Annotated in this window: 15 protein-coding genes and 1 CRISPR repeat array (1 of these 16 only partly in view); of the genes, 12 read left to right on the forward strand and 3 right to left on the reverse strand. The window is 45.8% G+C overall.

Annotation, left to right across the window (positions count from 1 at the left end):
- Positions 1 to 25: 25 nt before the first annotated feature.
- A complete protein-coding gene (gene grxC / locus QUA10_RS00855) occupies positions 26 to 340 on the reverse strand; it encodes a glutaredoxin 3 (protein WP_333080728.1) in 315 nt (104 codons plus the stop codon).
- A 264-nt stretch (positions 341 to 604) separates the two neighbouring features.
- Here grxC and QUA10_RS00860 point away from each other — a divergent pair, with 264 nt between their 5' ends.
- Positions 605 to 820, forward strand: coding sequence for a hypothetical protein (locus QUA10_RS00860; RefSeq protein WP_190731630.1), 216 nt, complete (start codon positions 605 to 607; stop codon positions 818 to 820).
- 174 nt (positions 821 to 994) lie between these two features.
- On the opposite strand, the gene QUA10_RS00865 is transcribed toward QUA10_RS00860, so the two are convergent.
- Complete coding sequence (locus QUA10_RS00865; RefSeq protein WP_333080729.1) at positions 995 to 1,846, reverse strand: WYL domain-containing protein; 852 nt, start codon at positions 1,844 to 1,846, stop codon at positions 995 to 997.
- 713 nt (positions 1,847 to 2,559) lie between these two features.
- Here QUA10_RS00865 and QUA10_RS00870 point away from each other — a divergent pair.
- From QUA10_RS00870 to cas7d, 5 genes are all read left to right on the forward strand, one after another.
- Positions 2,560 to 3,072 carry a hypothetical protein gene (locus QUA10_RS00870; protein ID WP_333080730.1) on the forward strand — a complete coding sequence of 171 codons (513 nt, stop codon included), beginning with the start codon at positions 2,560 to 2,562 and terminating at the stop codon, positions 3,070 to 3,072.
- On the forward strand, positions 3,065 to 3,325 hold the full coding sequence (locus QUA10_RS00875) for a DUF433 domain-containing protein (RefSeq protein WP_333080731.1): 261 nt from the start codon (positions 3,065 to 3,067) through the stop codon (positions 3,323 to 3,325). Before QUA10_RS00870 ends, QUA10_RS00875 begins: the two co-directional genes overlap by 8 nt.
- Positions 3,322 to 3,702, forward strand: a complete 381-nt coding sequence (locus QUA10_RS00880; RefSeq protein WP_333080732.1) for a DUF5615 family PIN-like protein — start codon at positions 3,322 to 3,324, stop codon at positions 3,700 to 3,702. The genes QUA10_RS00875 and QUA10_RS00880 overlap by 4 nt, the downstream gene beginning before the upstream one ends.
- A gap of 87 nt (positions 3,703 to 3,789) precedes the next feature.
- A complete protein-coding gene (locus QUA10_RS00885) occupies positions 3,790 to 6,513 on the forward strand; it encodes a CRISPR-associated protein Csc3 (protein WP_333080733.1) in 2,724 nt (907 codons plus the stop codon).
- 11 nt (positions 6,514 to 6,524) lie between these two features.
- The gene (gene cas7d, locus QUA10_RS00890) at positions 6,525 to 7,541 is read left to right on the forward strand and encodes a type I-D CRISPR-associated protein Cas7/Csc2 (protein WP_333080734.1); all 1,017 of its coding nucleotides are present in this window, start codon (positions 6,525 to 6,527) and stop codon (positions 7,539 to 7,541) included.
- Between the two features lie 40 nt (positions 7,542 to 7,581).
- Here cas7d and QUA10_RS00895 read toward each other — a convergent pair whose 3' ends face one another.
- The gene (locus tag QUA10_RS00895) at positions 7,582 to 8,157 is read right to left on the reverse strand and encodes a Uma2 family endonuclease (RefSeq protein WP_333080735.1); all 576 of its coding nucleotides are present in this window, start codon (positions 8,155 to 8,157) and stop codon (positions 7,582 to 7,584) included.
- A 52-nt stretch (positions 8,158 to 8,209) separates the two neighbouring features.
- Here QUA10_RS00895 and cas5d point away from each other — a divergent pair, with 52 nt between their 5' ends.
- The 6 genes from cas5d (at position 8,210) to cas2 (ending at position 14,132) form a co-directional block, all read left to right on the forward strand.
- Positions 8,210 to 8,959: a type I-D CRISPR-associated protein Cas5/Csc1 gene (gene cas5d, locus QUA10_RS00900; RefSeq protein WP_333080736.1), complete on the forward strand. Its 750-nt coding sequence runs from the start codon at positions 8,210 to 8,212 to the stop codon at positions 8,957 to 8,959.
- Complete coding sequence (gene cas3 / locus QUA10_RS00905; protein ID WP_333080737.1) at positions 8,952 to 11,246, forward strand: type I-D CRISPR-associated helicase Cas3'; 2,295 nt, start codon at positions 8,952 to 8,954, stop codon at positions 11,244 to 11,246. The genes cas5d and cas3 overlap by 8 nt, the downstream gene beginning before the upstream one ends.
- 3 nt (positions 11,247 to 11,249) lie before the next feature.
- Complete coding sequence (gene cas6 / locus QUA10_RS00910) at positions 11,250 to 12,083, forward strand: CRISPR-associated endoribonuclease Cas6 (protein WP_333080738.1); 834 nt, start codon at positions 11,250 to 11,252, stop codon at positions 12,081 to 12,083.
- 140 nt (positions 12,084 to 12,223) lie between these two features.
- Positions 12,224 to 12,817 carry a CRISPR-associated protein Cas4 gene (gene cas4 / locus QUA10_RS00915; protein WP_333080739.1) on the forward strand — a complete coding sequence of 198 codons (594 nt, stop codon included), beginning with the start codon at positions 12,224 to 12,226 and terminating at the stop codon, positions 12,815 to 12,817.
- 22 nt (positions 12,818 to 12,839) lie between these two features.
- Positions 12,840 to 13,844 (forward strand): type I-D CRISPR-associated endonuclease Cas1d, encoded by a 1,005-nt coding sequence (cas1d, locus tag QUA10_RS00920; protein WP_333080740.1) that lies wholly within the window; start codon positions 12,840 to 12,842, stop codon positions 13,842 to 13,844.
- Positions 13,845 to 13,859: 15 nt separating this feature from the next.
- Positions 13,860 to 14,132 (forward strand): CRISPR-associated endonuclease Cas2, encoded by a 273-nt coding sequence (gene cas2, locus QUA10_RS00925; RefSeq protein WP_333080741.1) that lies wholly within the window; start codon positions 13,860 to 13,862, stop codon positions 14,130 to 14,132.
- A gap of 254 nt (positions 14,133 to 14,386) precedes the next feature.
- A CRISPR array of direct repeats spans positions 14,387 to 15,201; the repeat unit is 37 nt; unit sequence GCCGGAAACAACCTAAAACCCTATCAGGGATTGAAAC (it continues 8,503 nt past the right edge of the window).

A 15,201-nucleotide genomic window follows, 5' to 3' on the forward strand; every position in this document is an offset into this window, starting at 1 on the left:
GGAACGAAACCCAACCTACACTAATTTAAACTGCTGGTTGAGCTAGCAGCGGATCTAACTCTCCATCGGCATCGAGTTTGTGAATGTCATCGCAGCCGCCTACGTGTTGCTTATTAATGAAAATTTGGGGCACGCTGCGGCGTCCGTTAGCGCGATCGGCCATTGCTTTTCTAGCGGCTTCGTCGCCATCAATTTTGTATTCCGTGAAATTTACGCCTTTCCACCACAGCAAAGTTTTGGCGCGGATGCAGTAGGGACAGGTTTGCCAAGTATAGATTTCCACATTGGCTTTGATGTGATCGGGCTTGCGGCCCAAAATGGGATTGAGAAAATCAAGCATTTTCGGTACTGGGGTAAAAATTAAACTGGTTGGGGCATTAACGATCATTTTAGCGAAATGCCGTCAGCCCCACGTCCTACCCAAAAATCGGCGCGGGATGGAATTGCCTGCGGCTACCTGTGGCGCTGTGACCCAAGTCACAACTTTACTCTACTCGGATCACTTGCTTTCACCCTAGAGAATCACATTCGCGGCCTTATTAATATCACCGATATTTAGAGGAAATCAGAAGATGATAAATATATCGAATTCAACCGCACTGCCATGCACCCCGTACAACTCCTCCCCGGCGCTATCTCTGAAATCCTCGCTTCTGTAACCGATACAGGCGTTTTGACTCTGGCGGATCGCTACGGTTTGATGGCCGCCACCTTCGACGACTCTCTGAATGACGAAGACAGAGGCTGTGTCAACCGCTTGCTGCGGGCGGTGCTCAGAGGCCGAGTGAAAGTGGTCAACGAACTTTCAGCAGCATTCTAATCGGGATTTGAAGTTTTGTTCTGAAGGCAGGGTGAGTCAGCGGTAGATGAAAATAGTGGAAACTCAGGCAGGAGTGGAAACAGCGGTAATTTGAATTCGATTTAAAAGTTTTCTCCTCTAACTCAACAACGGTTTTTTTGTCAAAGCAGCCTTTACCGGCTGCTTTTTTTTGATTTAATCGCGGATTTCCAGGTTGTACTGGCGACAGAGGTCGATCAGTTCTTGTTGGAAGCGATCGCGCACATTCTGGGGCGAGACAATCACGCAGTCTTTGCCGTACCGCAGCACATCTCGGAACAGCCAGAATCGACTGGATACCCGCTTCACTACATGGCGCACGTCTCCCACCATTTCATTTGCCACATCTTCATCCGCTTTGAATTCATAGTTCCCAGCCAATCCCCTACAAAAGTGTAAGTGTACTTCTAAGTAGTCTATGGTTTCGCGCCATTTTTCACTTGCAGGTAGCAAGTTAACAATCTTGTCTAAGCGCAAACACCGATTGTGAGCTAATTCCGGGATTTCTCTGGAGTCAGCATCGTCGCACCAGATTTCTAGGTATAGGCGCTTGTCGTAGAGGCGAATTTTGGCACTGCGGGCAGTAAATTCGCTCACTTTGTCTTTGCCTGCCTGGTAAAACAGTCTGAACGGTTGGCGATCGTCAATCAGTTGATTGAGCCGAAGCCGCCACGCTTCGGCAGTTTGGTTGACTTGTTCGAGCAACTTTTGCCGGAAAGGGGTTTCCAGATTGGCTTTGTCCAAAAGTAATGCCATGACGATCTGGGCTGCTTCGACTTCGCCAGAGTCGTTGAGGAATTTGACGGCTTTGTTCAAGGATTGTACCTGCACTGAATTGAGAGTAAAGGGTTCGCCCACTTCGATTTTTTGTTGGGCGATCGCGACCAATAACCCAGATATACTGGGACTTTTGCCCCATGTGATACCGAGGCGAAGGGCGATCGCCTCTAGCTGCTCTTTGGTTCCGGCAGGAATTGACAGTGTAATTGTCTCTTTTTTGCGGGGCATTAATAAAGTGTAAGTATATGCTTGACAAATTTGGTTTTAGATGCCACTATAATTCTAGTGCAAGTACAAACCCTAGACATAACAAAGGTTAACTATGCTCCAAATTTGTCCAAAGCTGACTGAAATTCAGGAAATTGCTTCGCAGCTTCCTGATCGACTTCCTTATCAGTAGTCGAACAACTGGCAAAAGATTTACAGGCTGAGTTTCCAGGTATTAGTGGATTTTCGGCCCGTAATATCTGGAATAGCGCAACTTTTACACCACGTACAGTCAAAATTAAAAACTGCAACCAATGGTTGCAGAAATTGGTTGGACGCAAAATTTAGTCATTCTGGAGAAGTGTAAAGACGATCTAGAAGGGGAGTTTTATCTCCGCATGGCGCACAAGTTTGGATGAACAAAAAAGGTTTTGCCTATACGCCTTTTCCTTGATATCAGCGATATTCAGCGTAGTGGATATGTTGAAAAGATTGAGGAGAAAGGGTTTTGCCCGACATCATAAGGCGACAGCGTTTCAATCCCTGAGAGGTATTTAGGTATTTCTACCAGTGCAGCACTGAACTGCAACCTTTCTCCATAGATATAGGATACACGATTTTGCTCGCCCGTCAAACTCAAGGCTACAGCAACGCGGATATCAAAAGGCTACAGCAACAACTTGACATTTCACTGGAGAGGATGGCACGATGGGAACAACCTCAACAGACTTCTTATGGATATTCATCTCAACGACAGCGACATCTCTCAGATGCCTGAACTGCTAAGGACTTCGTTTCTCGACTGGCTGCCTCAATACCTGAAGACAAATACGTTACAGCCCGAAGTACCAGTTCGCCAGCAGTCCAGTCAGCCAGAGACATCACCGACTCAGTTAACTCTCGATTTGGCACTTGCCAGTCAGACTTCAGAGGAGAAAGCAGACAACTCCCGTGTCAAACTAACTCAACTATTTGATGCCGGTATCACCAAGCGAGGAATGCCTGTGCGAGTCAAACTGAAGCGGCCTGTGGCAAAAAAGTTAGGTCGTGAGTATATCAATAGCCTGGAAATCTCTATCAGAGGAACCATTGTTTACGACGGAGAAGATTTCGATCAACCGAGTCCATTGGCAGAAAAACTAAATGGCAGTTCAGCTAATGGTTGGGACTACATCGAGGTTAAGAAAAATGACCAGTGGATTTGTTTAAAGGAATTACGTGAAATCTGGAGGAAGACCAATGACTAGAGATAATCTACTGTCCCGAATTTCGATCGATCCAAATATTTGTTTTGGAAAACCTTGCATTCGCGGCCATCGGATTTGGGTTTCCCTAATCCTTGACTACCTAGCTGGAGGAATGGCTGTTGAGGAAATCCTAGAAGCATATCCCAGCATAGAAAGAGAAGATGTATTCGCTTGTATTGCTTATGCTGCTGAAGTAACGCGAGATTATTATGCCGAAATTCCATTAGGAAAAAAGGAGGAAGCAGCAACGTGAAGCTAAAACTAGATGAAAATGTCGATGTTCGCGTTATCACCTTTTTACGTTTGGCAGGGCATGACGTAGAAACAGTCGTAAGTGAAGGTTTGACTTCAGCACCCGATGTGGAACTTATTAATGTTTGCCATCAAGAGGAAAGATGTTTAGTTACTGCCGATCGCGGTTTTGGCAATCGAATGCGGTTTAATCCATCTGAGTATGCGGGGATTGTTGTAATTCGGCTAACGCCTCGTGGCAATTTTACAGAGTGGATAGAAGCAATAGAAACATTAATTCTAGGATTACAGCAAGCAGAGGTTTTTGGGAAATTGTGGATTATTCGACAGGGTGCAATTCAGGAATATCAACCCATTGAACCAGAGAAAACAGAATAATGCAAAGTATGAAAATTGAAAAATTACTCCAAACAAAAAGAAGAGATTAAACTTTTTCGTATTCAATGAATTTATTAGGGCGAAATTATGTCAATCAAAAATTCGCTTTTTGACGAAGAACCTCAAACTTTAGACCACCGCTACTTTAGGGAAGTTCGTCCCCGGCTGTACGAACTGCATACGAATCACGGACAGTATGGCACTCGCCAAGGACGCACCCTTGCCGAACACCTCGATTCGGCTTGTCAGTTCGTTTTAACGGTTAGCAAAATTGCCGGAGTTCCCGATGACAAACGCGCTTGTATTCTGGCCGCGACTGCCGTTCACGATTTGAATAAGCTGGCAGACGACGGACGCAATGTTAAGACGTTGGCACGCGATCGCTCTTTTTTGCTACAACAACTCGATCGCGCCTGCGTTGCCGAATTCGCCCAAACCGAGTCCGAACTCGAACTCGTCCGCCGCCTGATAGAACGCCATTCCGGTCACAGCGCCAGCGATGGAATGCGTTTTTTGCCTGAAGACCCCAATATTAAACGTTGGGCCGCGATGTTGATTGGGGGCGACTTATTTGACTTAGGAATTGAGGAAAATAAGCGCATTCGCAAAGTTGAAACCGAGTTAACCGTTGCATTGCAGCGTGACAGTAAGTTGTTTCATGTCACTCTTTCCGAAGACCGAGGTTATTTAACTTCACTGTTGCTGTCAGCTTGTGAAGAGGTTTTGCACGATCGCAATTTGCATACTCTCGCGATCGATCCCAACGGTCAAATTTTTGTCGGAGAAGCCTTTCCCGACGGCGATTTAAGCCCAATCATTGCTAAAAAATGGCAAAAAAAGATCGATCGCGTCTTTAGCAGCAACGTCGAACAACTCGTGAACGCCACCAAAGACGGCATCAAAATCGACCCGCAAGCCATCCAACAAAATCCAGAAGCAACTTTAGACGAAGTAAATAAGTTACTGGTAAAAAAAGCCAGCGGTTACAAAGTCGAAAAAGTCGCCAAGGATATTGAAAAATATGGCGGCGATGCTGGAGAAAATGCCGTTACCGCCGCCGCTGCTGTCGGCTTGCATCCAGTTTCCAATGCCGATGAATTTGCCATTTCTGAAGGACTAAAAACCGCTTACCTCAGCTATCGAGCCGCCGAACTCAGCCCCAAGGATGTTTGGGATCGAATTGCAACGCAAGTCGGATTATCCTCAGAACAGCGATCGGCATTAGAACCATTTAACGCGCAGTACGGACGCTGTTTGTTTGCGGCCAAATCCATCGAGGGCGATCGCGAACAGAAGTTAGAAAAGGTATTTGCCGCCTTAGAAGACTCATTTCAACTGCGCGCTAAAGCCGAAGAGGTAGACGTATCTGAAGAATTGGTAAATGCCGTTCGACAACTGCTCAACTTTTCCACACCAGCCAATTGGCAAGGCTTTAACGAACTCACAGCCTACATTGAAGCCAACCCGCGCCAGCGCTGTTCCTTGGGGACGACATCGCTACAAATCAGCGAATTGAGTTCTCCAAAAATGCCACCCGGAACCAAAGTCCAAGCTTTTTCCAATCGTCTTCCCGGCGGCATGATTGCTGAACCCAAACGGCGGGCAGATAACTTATCGGCATTGGGTTATCAGTTGATGGCGGTTGGTGCAAATTTTCCGAACTCTGTCAAACAAGACCCGCTATATCTTCACTTTGCCCTGCCAAAAGGATCGAGTGTTGAACTCAGAACAATTTGGCAAAATTTTCTGAGAAAGACCACCGCCCACAATGAAGATGGGACAGTAACAGTTGACGAAATTAAACTTTACCGCGAAAACGAGATAGTTTTTCAATCCAACAAAATGGTTGGGTTGGCACTGCCAAAACGTCCTGAATTTATCAACTCAACGGTGACAATTCCCGTGCTGTGGGGAGAAGTTAATAACTCCGTGGCATTGCTGAAATCGCTCAGGTTGGCGTTGGAAATGAGTTTGGCATTTGACGGTTTTCCCTTTGTTTTGGGTGCAAATTTGGAAGTGGAACCAACTTGGGATTTTTTCGGAAAAGTTGAGGGAATCCCCTCATCTTTGCAGCCACTATTAGGCAGCGGCCAGTATCGGCGAAACGGTCATTTATCCAAGGAAGAACGGCGCACGGCAGTCACGGCAGAGCAAGTTTTAGAACGGCTGCGCTGTATCGGAAAGCTAGCTATTTCGGTGGCAAGTATTCAGAAAAAAGATGACTGTTTGTATGACTTGGCGCGGGCGGCAACTCGTCCGCTGAGTTTCTATTACGTCCTGCTGCGCTGGCTGCTGCGGGAACAAGATGACCCCAATTTGGAGGCAATTTGGTCTCGGATAAAAGAACCTTTGAATACTTTATTGGAGAGTTTGATGTCAGAAGAACACGAAGTAATTAAACAGTACATGATGGAAGCTGCACAAATTGCCGCCCAGTATAACTTACGGGGAAGTTCGTATAAACGTACTTCCCAAACAGAACCTTTTACCGCTTTCTTACAAGCGGTGAGATCCCGAAAACCTCATATGTCTTGGGATGTTATTTTTGCTGCACTCATCCAAGAGTATCGCATTCGCTTGGCAAGAATTCTAAAACAGTCACAAATCAGTCAAGAGCGGGAGGAGCAAATTAAAAATTACTATCACGTCCTGAGAAAGCTTTTTCAAGAAGTTTATCATGAACGGGCTGACCGCTTATTGATCGATCGCAAAACTCTTGAAGCTGCTTACTTATTCTTTGTTAAAGAAGCACAGAAAGAATCAAAAACTGAATCAAAAACCGAATCTGAATCCACATCTGCAAACAACTAGGAGAATACAAAATGTCGATCACCAAATTGCAACCCTTCCTCGCACCCAGCTACGAAAACTTCCCCAAAGGCCGCACCATTGGGATTGTTGTCCTTCGTACCACGCAATCGGAAACCATTTTTCGGACAGAGGGAACGGGCGAACCGATGTGTAGTGAATACGTGCAAGCTGGCATTGAAGATACCGAATCTATTCCTCGGTTGGTAATGACAAAACGCAAACAAGTTGCACCGGAACGACGGAAAGGACGAGAGTTTTTGCGATCGCACAATCTTCTCTATACTGCACCAAAAACTGATGCAATTTGTGCTCTCAATACCAATGCGCCTTGTGAAATGTGCGTTGATTGCTTCCTCTACGGCTTCGCAGCGGGGGGAGAAGGGGCGCAAAAAAGCAGGGTGTGGACAGAGGATGCGTTTAGCGTGTTGCATTCGACAGAACTAATTGCCGATCGCACCATCAATGCTATCTTTGAAACCGGAACGATGCGCGATGAAAAAGGTAACGCTTCGACGGCCCTCAACACCAGCGAATACATCAAGCCTGGGGTTCACTTCCTCGATATTGTCACCCTCAAAGATGTCACCGCTGACGAACTGCGCTACACCCTCGGCAACATTTTATTAACGACTCGTTACGGTGCCGTTTCCAGCCGCGTCGGACGCATGGACAATCAAATTCTCGGTGTATTTGGCGGCATTGCCGAACTGCCGAGTTGCCTAGAATTGGTACAAGGAATTTATGACAAGCTGAAAGCCCAAAATACGGCCCTAGAACATCCTTTAAAAACCGCATCTTTAGTAGATGCAACTCAGGAAATAATCGGCACTTGGACAAATAAACGAGGCATTTCGATGCAGCTTTCCCCAGCAGAATGTGACGCGCTGATTGCCGATGTAGATCGCCATTGGTCGTTACCAGAACAAGAAACCTTCCTCAAACGCTTGGATGAATCCTATGCACCTTGGCGGAAGGTGAAGAGTGAAGGAGGCGGGAAGAAAGGAAAGGGTAAAAAATCAGAAGAATAGCGGTTGTAGGAAGGGCCAAAGCCTTTCGCCCTTCCTGCAATTACGAAACAGGAGAAAACTCTACATCTTCATACAAATCCTCGAGCGCACAAGAAAAGTCAATACTAGCTAGATGAATTGTATCTCCTGCTCTATGCGGATAGAGAATCCACTGTCCGAACTCGTTGCGGCGAAAAACATCGACTTGGATGCGAGTTTGGCTGATGAGGACATATTCTTGCAGGGTTTCTAAATTGCGGTAATCTGCAAATTTGTCCCCGCGATCGAATGCTTCTGTTGTCTCAGATAAAACTTCCACAATCAAACAGGGATAGCGCAAAAAATTGCTAAACTCTCTGTCCCGACGATCGCAAGTAACCGCAATATCTGGATAGTAATAGGTGTTAATGGATTCGACCCGAACCTTTGTATCAGAAATATATGGAAGACAACCTCGTCCGCGCAGATGATTTCTCAGCAACACATACAGATTTCCCGCAATTAGCACATGAGTATTACTTGCCCCTGCCATTGCGTACACATCGCCCTGCCTGTATTCATGTTTAACTGAATTGGTTTCCTCTAATTGCAGATACTTTTCTGGAGAAATATAGCCTGGATTTTGACTGGCAACCATATTCTTAATCCATCCTTCTTAATTTATGACTCTAAACCCGTCCAACTCCATTTTGACACATTCCACCGCACGCTTAATCGAACTTTGGTGTGCCGAACCCGTGTTTTTTGCCTCGCGGGAATTGTCCGATACTTACTATACCGAAGGGGCGATCGGCAATTATGCACTAGCCTATGCTTTAGGCTGGGCGCGATCGCCCTATCGCCTCACCGGACAAGATACCAGCAGACCTCGGTATATAGAAGATTTAACGCCCCTTTCCGGTAATAGCTACATCCTCCCCGCCTGGCCCACTGAAGGCACTTTATCGTTCCGATTTGAGCGGTTTAACGCCCTTTCTGACTCCTATTGGTATGCCATGACAAATAACCGAGTAGCAACAGCGCGGGAAGATTTACCCCTCAGTAGAACCGGGAAAAAACCCAATACCTATCGCCCTAGTAATTTTCCGCAAACCGGGCGATTGCGAGTAATTGAACGGGGAAATCGGTTTCAGACATTAGTATTTGGCGATCGCGAATTGCCCGAATACATTCGCGTCGGCAAATTTACCAGCAAAGTCCGCCTTGAAATCGTTAAAAAACTCGATGTTGTGCAACTTCCGAGGGGCGATTATCGCTGCAATACTTATCTCAGCGCCGCCGACTTACCTCCAAATATTGAACTCCTCGCTTTCGACTTAATTTCGATGCCGCCCGCATCGTTATTGAAAAATCTTTCGTTTCGGGGTGAGGCGCTGCAAGCCGGCAATTTCATTCTCCCAGCTAACATTGAATTTTGTGGTGGAAATAACAATGGATAATCTGAAAATTAAACTCGAACCAGCAAGCATTTCTGCCTGTCCCCAATTGCCTCAACCATTGGAATTTATGGGACAAGCCTTGCAGCATCAAGTCGATGTTTGGGAATCTGCCAAAAATAATGATATCATTCTCGACCTAGCACCGACGGGAACGGGAAAAACGAAAGCTGGATTGAGTGTTTTGCTGCACAACTCTCAGCGCAATGCTATCTATATCGCGCCAACAAATGCCTTAATTGACCAACAAACTGAAGCCGCCGAAAAATTTGTTCGGGATGCTGGTTTACCTCATATCGTAAAAGCTGCTTCTGCTAGACAAGTCCATTCCTGGCCAGACGGTCGCGTTGGGACACGTTCTGGCGAGAAAATCTATAATGTTTTGCGCGAACCTGCAACTATTTTTCCCGAATGCGGTGGCGGTAGACCTATTTTGCTGGTGACCAACCCGGATATTTTCTACTACGCTGCATTTTTTCAATACAATCCACTGGATCGCGGAAATATTGCCAGTGAATTTTACAGCAGTTTCTCCACTGTAATTTTCGATGAATTTCACCTCTATGATGCCAAACAATTAGTTAGCTTGTTTTTCTATCTCGCTTTATCTAAAGAGTTTGGCTACTTTCAGTACAATCGAAAAATAGTTCTCTTGACGGCAACGCCCGAACCTGCTTGTGAAGAAGCCCTAAATGTGTTAGGAAAAAATGGGGTAAAAATTGCTCGAATCGATGGCAAAAGTCAAATTAGTTATCTACGTCCTTCTCAAACAGAAGTAAATCTAGAAATTCGCAAGCAGGTTGATAAAGAAACTACGATCGCAGAAATTGTGCAAGAAGTTCTGCGGCGACTCAAAGAAAATCCAGACCAAAATGGGGCGGTCATTCTTGATGCCAAAGATACCCTAGGGCGCATTTATAACCAATTGTGCGATCGGGGATTTGCCGATTTCTGCGGGCGGATTACGGGGGATACACCGAAGGAAAAACGCGCGCTGGCTGCCCAAAAACAAGTGATTCTAGCTACCAGTACCGTCGATGTCGGCTTCAACTTCGATCGCGATAATCCGCCACCCCGTCAAAATCTCGATTGGTTGATTTTTTCAACGCGCGATCGCTTTTCATTCTGGCAACGCATCGGACGTGTCGGACGGGTTTTAGGGAAAACGCAAACAGAAATCCCTTCAGAGGCGATCGCCTATTTGCCCGATCGCGCTTGGGAACAAGGCATCGAACAACTTGACTGTAGCGGTGGACGCAAATCCCTGACGGAAATGTTAGAAAGTCTAGACTGCATGAAGCGTCCCTTTCTCGAAATTTACTGGCGTTCCGAAGCTTTTTTGGAAATTGCTAGACCCCTACTAGAACTTGAAGATAGCCTACACAATTTAGAGGAAGAAAGTTGCGTTCACGAACTCTATTATACACTTCAAAAAATATTAGGTGGTTCTCGCCGTTGGAACGACTATAAATACCGAATGACTTTAATTAGGACGGCAGAGAGACTTGCCCTAGCCCCACTGAAACCTCGACGCAAAAATGAGTGGTCTTTTGTTGAAGTTCTGTTTAAACAGCCTCCTTGTTTTAGAAAGCAGTTTATAGAAAAGTTTCTGGAGTGCCAACATCCCGATATTCTCAATCGTAAACAACTTACGATGGATGAGATAGAGAAAGACTTTCGTCAATATGAGAAGTCAGCCGCCAAACTCAAAGAGTTTGCGATTTTCTGGAAAACGGTTTGGTCTCCCGTTTTCAAATTTCGAGAAAGTTTGTTTGAAAATGTCAAAATTTATGACCCCAAAAACTTTTTACTCGATGAAGTCGGCGAAACCAATCTCGATCCGATTCACCTGCTGAGATTTTTTGAATTTACCTCAGATGAAAATGGGATTGTTCTTACCGATCGTGCCTCCCAAACCTACGTACTCGAATTCACTTTGCAAGTTCCTGATTTAGAAGAATTTACTAACAACTCTCTTTGCAAAGTGTATGCCTTCAAAAATTGTACGATTGCGCGGACGAGGGGCAGCAATATCGTGCGTCCCACAGCGCTAATTTCCCAACTTTCACTGTCTCTAATGCCCGGTGTTATCGTCCGAGAACACCGCAAAAATAGCTGGGCAATTTGCCAACTCAAAAAACAAGGAATCGAATCCTATTCGATTACAGTCAAAGATAGCTTCGCTGCCAAGCCATTTACATTTTTCCCGAGTTTATCGGGGATTTTGGCGATCGCCTCCGCTGGCATTACCTTAAGATGTCCTGACAATCAAGAATTCTGGGTAGTTTAAATTATGCCGCACAGCCTAGTCCTCAACATCCTCCCCCTGGCCCCAATTCCCCCCGGATACCTCACCGGAAGACACCTGCACGCCCTCTTCCTTACCCTCGTGAGCTCGGTTGACAAAAAACTCGGCGATCGCCTCCACGATGCCACCGCCCAAAAATCCTTCACCCTCAGCCCTTTGCAAACTAAAAAATGCCCTTTCAAAAAACACCATTTCCTGCAATGGGAACACACAGAACCGATTCCAGAACATACCCTCTGTTGGTGGCGGATTACTCTGCTTGATGACGCTCTATTCGGCAAATTAACTAATCTTTGGCTGAATCTCAATCCCTCGAAGCCGTGGCATTTGGGCCCCGCTGATTTGATGATTACTAAGATTCTCGGAACGCCCCAAGTAGATCAGCCTTGGGCTAATGCTTGCGATTACTCTCAATTGTACGATCGCGCTTCCGAAACTAATCGCTTAATTGCCTTCAGTTTTGCGACTCCTACTACCTTTCGACAGGGAAAATTTGATTCGGTGATTCCTACTAGAGACTGCGTTTTTAACAGTCTCCTCAGTCGCTGGAATAAGTACAGCCCGATCGCAATTCCCGAGCAGTCGTTCGATGCACTTTTTTCGACATTTGTCAATATCAAAAGTGAAAGATTGACTAACTATCAAAGCGATTTTGTCGGCATGGTTGGGGAGGTTAGTTATCGGATTTTGGGAGATGTGGAGCCTTTAGCGATTAAGCAAATTAATGCTTTGGCTGATTTTGCTGTTTACTGCGGGGTGGGGAGGAAAACTCCGATGGGGATGGGAATGACTCGGCGGATTGTTGTTAATAAGAGTTAAAGGGATTTTGAGGGCGGGCAAGATTCCGGGTTTCCAGGGCGGGCAAGATGCCCACCCCACAATAACACTAAACTCTTGTGGAACAGGCATCTTGCCTGTTGCTAATTTCAATTACTAATTTACTACAAACCATCAAAATTATGAACGATTTTGATTACATTTCGATCGCAACTCTCAACCAGTATTCTTACTGTCCTCACCGCTGCTGGCGGATGTCTTGTGCGGGAGAATTCACGGATAATCAGTATACCATTGAAGGGACAAGTTTGCACGATCGCGTTCACACGATGGGCGAGATTAATCGCGATGAAACTTGGCAGGTTCGGGCGATTTGGCTGAAATCTGAGCGCTACAAACTGATTGGGAAATCGGATTTGATTGAGTCGGCAGAGGGTGAGATTTATCCGGTGGAATACAAGCGCGGCCGGAAGGGGGAATGGGATAACGACGAGTTGCAGGTTTGCGCCCAAGCGCTTTGTTTAGAGGAGATGACGGGGAAAACTATTGCAACTGGATATGTGTATTACGCGCAGTCGCATCAGCGGCAATTAGTCGAGATTTCTGAGGGTTTGAGACAGGATGCGATCGCAACTATTGAAAAAGTCGGTGCTCTTTGGCGATCGGGAAATATCCCTTTACCAGTTTACACCTCTCGGTGTAAGGGATGCAGTCTTTTTCCCCAATGTCTGCCCCAAGCTGCCGCCAAAGTCAACCGCTATCAAGAAGCAAGTTAATCTGCAAACAGGAGATTTCACAATGGGAACAGTTTACATTACTCAAGAAGATGCTTTTATTGGCAAAGTGGATGAACGTCTGACGGTTAAAGCCGATCAAAAAAATCTCTTGGACGTGCCATTAATTAAGATTGATGGCGTTGTTGCATTGGGACGGGCTACAGTTTCGCCGGCTGTGGTTGTGGAACTGTTGGAACGTCACATTCCTTTGAGTTTTTTGACAGTAAACGGACGTTATTTGGGGAGGTTGGAACCGGAGATGACGAAAAATATCTTTGTGCGAAAAGCTCAGTGGCAAGCGGCTGGGGAATCGGAACAGGCGGTGCATTTAGTTAGGGGGTTTGTACGGGGAAAACTCAAGAATTACCGCAATACTTTGTTAGAATGTCAGCGCAAATATTCTCCCCAGGAATTTGAGAAGCCCATCGCCCAATTGAAACAAGTCATCGCCTCTATTGATAAAACTTCCAATATTAATTCTCTGCGAGGATTAGAGGGGGCGGGTAGTGCGACTTATTTTGGCTGCTTCAATCGGCTGATTCGCGTGCCGGAATTTAGCTTTGAAGTTCGCCGCCGCCGTCCGCCTACAGATCCGGTAAACTCTCTGTTAAGTTTGGGATATTCTCTGCTGCGGCACGATGTTCAAAGTGCGGTGAATATTGTGGGATTCGATCCGTATTTGGGATATTTGCATTTTGAGCGCTATGGGCGTCCTTCCTTAGCGCTGGATTTGATGGAAGAATTTCGACCTTTGGTAGTTGATGCTGTAGTGTTGACGGCGATCAATTTGCAGAAAGTTTCCCCTAGCGATTTTACGGCAGAACCGTTGAGTGGGGCGGTTTCTTTGACAAAAGAAGCGCTGCACAATTTTTTGCGACTTTACGAAGAAAAGAAGCAGTCAACGTTTAAGCATCCTGTGATGGGAAAGTTGTGTACTTATCAAGAAGCGTTTGAAATTCAAGGGCGGTTGATGGCTAAGTATTTGATGGGTGAAGTTGATAAGTATCCACCTTTGATTCTGAAATAGGGAGGCAATTAAGTTATGTTTGTTTTGGTTTGCTACGATATATCAGAGGACAAGCGCCGCACTAAGATTCACCAGATTCTCAAGTCTTATGGGGAATGGAAGCAGTATTCGGTGTTTCATTGCGAGGTGACGGATACTCAGTATGCCCGGATGCGCCAACGTCTGAATAGGGTGATTAAGTCAGAAGAAGACAGCATCCTGTTTCATTCTTTGTGTGCTTGCTGTCAGGGCAAGATCGAGCGGATTGGCGGCCGGGCACCGATCGATACTACGATTTTTATGGTGTGATTTTGCGTCTGGCTGTAGGTGTAGAACGGAGGGGGGGAATTTTAATGGCCAAGAGCTTTACCAGGACTGGGTTTGCGGTGGTTTGTACCTCATGCGGGTCAGACGCAAATGCTGAAAGCTTTACTGGGAGAGAGTTTGAGGTCTATTTGATTTTTGCCCCCTTGACGGGGCGATCGCTGAAACGGTATATTGATTGCAGTCAGACGCAACTGAACCTTGAAAACCTTATATTTCAAGCCTCCCAGACCCAGGCGGCCGGAAACAACCTAAAACCCTATCAGGGATTGAAACGTCTTATCGTGTCAGTTGCCTTTTTATGCCGAATTGCCGGAAACAACCTAAAACCCTATCAGGGATTGAAACTGGATGGAACGAACGAGTTGAGTACGTGCTAATCAAGGGGGGCCGGAAACAACCTAAAACCCTATCAGGGATTGAAACTAAGTAGCAGCATAGATAGTATCCATAATCGGGCAAAAGCCGGAAACAACCTAAAACCCTATCAGGGATTGAAACTTTGCATGATTTTTTACCTATGTATTTACCGTGAAGCCGGAAACAACCTAAAACCCTATCAGGGATTGAAACGGAACTACAGCTACCAATAGGCGCACAGTAAAAATGCCGGAAACAACCTAAAACCCTATCAGGGATTGAAACCTGGCTCAATAGATGGCACGTAAACACCATAGAAGGGCCGGAAACAACCTAAAACCCTATCAGGGATTGAAACATCTTCTGAGATTTCTCCTAATTTATAAGCTTCATACGCCGGAAACAACCTAAAACCCTATCAGGGATTGAAACACGAAAAGGCAAGTAGCGGGAGTGGTTTGAGTAAGGGCCGGAAACAACCTAAAACCCTATCAGGGATTGAAACCTGAATACGGGTGAATGGAATTAGTGACTTAATGCGCCGGAAACAACCTAAAACCCTATCAGGGATTGAAACATGATGCAAAAGATATAAACACTTTCCAGGTTAAAGCCGGAAACAACCTAAAACCCTATCAGGGATTGAAACCCAAAAGTTTCCGTTGTTATTCCGGTTTACAACAGAGAAAGGCCG

Origin of the sequence: Microcoleus sp. Pol8_D6, from assembly GCF_036700965.1 — a bacterium.
GTDB lineage: Bacteria > Cyanobacteriota > Cyanobacteriia > Cyanobacteriales > Microcoleaceae > Microcoleus.

Excerpts from the sequence above, each read along its gene's own strand:
- QUA10_RS00870 (WP_333080730.1), top strand. The coding sequence starts at position 2,560 with ATGGATATTCATCTCAACGACAGCGACATCTCTCAGATGCCTGAACTG.
- QUA10_RS00865 (WP_333080729.1), bottom strand. The coding sequence starts at position 1,846 with ATGCCCCGCAAAAAAGAGACAATTACACTGTCAATTCCTGCCGGAACC.
- QUA10_RS00875 (WP_333080731.1), top strand. The coding sequence starts at position 3,065 with ATGACTAGAGATAATCTACTGTCCCGAATTTCGATCGATCCAAATATT.
- cas7d (WP_333080734.1), top strand. The coding sequence starts at position 6,525 with ATGTCGATCACCAAATTGCAACCCTTCCTCGCACCCAGCTACGAAAAC.
- cas3 (WP_333080737.1), top strand. The coding sequence starts at position 8,952 with ATGGATAATCTGAAAATTAAACTCGAACCAGCAAGCATTTCTGCCTGT.
- cas4 (WP_333080739.1), top strand. The coding sequence starts at position 12,224 with ATGAACGATTTTGATTACATTTCGATCGCAACTCTCAACCAGTATTCT.
- cas1d (WP_333080740.1), top strand. The coding sequence starts at position 12,840 with ATGGGAACAGTTTACATTACTCAAGAAGATGCTTTTATTGGCAAAGTG.
- cas2 (WP_333080741.1), top strand. The coding sequence starts at position 13,860 with ATGTTTGTTTTGGTTTGCTACGATATATCAGAGGACAAGCGCCGCACT.
- QUA10_RS00860 (WP_190731630.1), top strand. The coding sequence starts at position 605 with ATGCACCCCGTACAACTCCTCCCCGGCGCTATCTCTGAAATCCTCGCT.
- QUA10_RS00885 (WP_333080733.1), top strand. The coding sequence starts at position 3,790 with ATGTCAATCAAAAATTCGCTTTTTGACGAAGAACCTCAAACTTTAGAC.
- QUA10_RS00895 (WP_333080735.1), bottom strand. The coding sequence starts at position 8,157 with ATGGTTGCCAGTCAAAATCCAGGCTATATTTCTCCAGAAAAGTATCTG.
- grxC (WP_333080728.1), bottom strand. The coding sequence starts at position 340 with ATGCTTGATTTTCTCAATCCCATTTTGGGCCGCAAGCCCGATCACATC.
- cas6 (WP_333080738.1), top strand. The coding sequence starts at position 11,250 with ATGCCGCACAGCCTAGTCCTCAACATCCTCCCCCTGGCCCCAATTCCC.